The sequence below is a fragment of the Pontimicrobium sp. MEBiC01747 genome, from assembly GCF_053601635.1.
Genome location: NZ_JBSHNS010000361.1, coordinates 1 through 1869, shown reverse-complemented (window position 1 = coordinate 1869; position 1869 = coordinate 1). Strand labels below are relative to the sequence as shown.

3 protein-coding genes are annotated in these 1869 nt (G+C 33.1%); all 3 read left to right on the top strand.

Annotated elements, in window-relative coordinates:
* Positions 1-629, top strand: a 629-nt coding sequence (locus ACVC2P_RS11855) for a phage tail protein (protein WP_452598683.1), incomplete at its 5' end; no start/stop codon positions are given.
* Positions 630-684: 55 nt separating this feature from the next.
* The gene (locus tag ACVC2P_RS11850) at positions 685-1446 is read left to right on the top strand and encodes a hypothetical protein (protein ID WP_452598682.1); all 762 of its coding nucleotides are present in this window, start codon (positions 685-687) and stop codon (positions 1444-1446) included.
* 66 nt (positions 1447-1512) lie between these two features.
* Positions 1513-1869 (top strand): hypothetical protein (locus ACVC2P_RS11845; protein ID WP_452598681.1); only part of this gene is annotated, 357 nt, incomplete at its 3' end.

Below are 1869 nucleotides of genomic sequence, written 5' to 3'. Positions count from 1 at the left end.
TCCTTTCTAATGGAAATGTAGGTGTCGGTACCAATGCTCCAAAAGTAAAATTAGAAATCAATGGAGATGTTAAATCTCAAGGAAGAATAAAAGATAAAACAGGGGTTATTATGCCTGTTGGAAGCATTATTCAATTTGCAGGAACAAAAGCGCCAGAAGGCTGGTTATTATGCGATGGAAGTACTCACCAAAAAAGTGGCAGCAAAGGAGAGCTTTTTAAAGTAGTAGGATACACTTATGGAGGAAGTGGAAATAACTTTAAGGTTCCAGATTTAAGAAGCACTTTTCCAATGGGGGCAAATGCAGCAGTTGCTGCAGAAAAAGTTGGTAAAAAAGGAAACCCAGACCAGCATTCGCATAAAGTAAATCCGCCCAAACAAAGCTTTACTACCAATACTAAAGGAGCACATAGACATAGGTTTTGGCCTAACTGGTACAAACGAGGTTTTGCTGGAGGAGGCTACTCTGGGATAGATACAAATGGGAGAAATATTAAAAATGAAAAAACAGAATCCGAGGGCAGCCATAATCACAGTGTTGCTGTAGACATAAAAGAGTTTAATAGTGGTTCTTCTTCAGATAAAAATAGACCAAAGTGGATCGCTTTAAACTATATCATTAAATACTAAAACAATACTAATTATTCAATACAATTTTTAAAAACAAATAACTAAAACTAATATTATGGCAATTACTATTTCAGAAATTAAAAACTTAACTAATGGGAAATCAGTTGAAGCAACTGCTAAACTAAAAAGCTTTGACAATCAAACAGCTTATGTTCCTAAAATTGTTAATACTAAAGGAACTTTAGCAGATTGGTCAGATTTTGATGAAGAAGATAATATACAAGTTGTCTGGAAGGATGGGAATAAGGTTATTGAAACAACTGTTGGAGGGACTATAAAAAAAGAAGGCACAGAAGCAGGAAAAGTAAAGATTACTATTAACGGATTAATGAAAATGCCAGGCCTTAGCTTAGATTTAAGAGGGCAAATAGCAATAGGTCCAAAAAATCCAAAACCTGGACAACCTGAAGCTGCACTTGTAAGTGTAAGAATGGGGAATACTAAAACCGATAAAAACCTAAAAGGCGATAAATTTATTGATTTTAGTGATAAAACAGATGGGGCACCAGGATCTTATATAAGATTAGACCAATTGGTAGCATGGATTAAAGAAGAAACAGAATCTACAGCTACCGTAACTTATCCAGAATTAAAAGATGCGAATGATGCAGAAGTTCCTGATGTTCAAGAATTCCTTATAGAGTTTAAAGAATTTCATTTTAATATAGACCAAAAAACATTCGATTTTAATGTACAATCAAGAAAAGATGACGAATTTAAATTTGGAAATTTTACCATTAAAAATGTTGGGTTTAGAATTTCGAATGAACCTGTAGCTTTATCGGTAGTAGAAACAAAAGAAGCAGAAACAGAATAAAATTTAATTAATAATTTTTCAAATTAAATAAAGGCAATTTATCCAATATATTAACTGTAATTTTTAATGTCAGAAGAGCAGCAAAAACCGTTGTTTTTAGAAGTAAGTGGGCAAACGGATTTCCATATGGGGAACCCTAATGCCCCTTTAGCTGTAAATATTGCTTTTGGTTATAGAAAAATTACAAAAAAATCAGAAACAACAAGTACACTATATGCCTCTCTAGCATCGGTTAAGGAAGAAGGTATAAGTATAAAAGACATTATTAATTCCTGTACAACAGATACAGTAGATAATATTCCTGAAATATTAGAAAAAGTAGCCTTTAAATCATTCTCGGTAACTTACGGTACAGGAGGAGTAAATGCAACTTCGCTTACCATTACCTTTAACTGTAAGCTTACCATAAACAATCGCATTTTT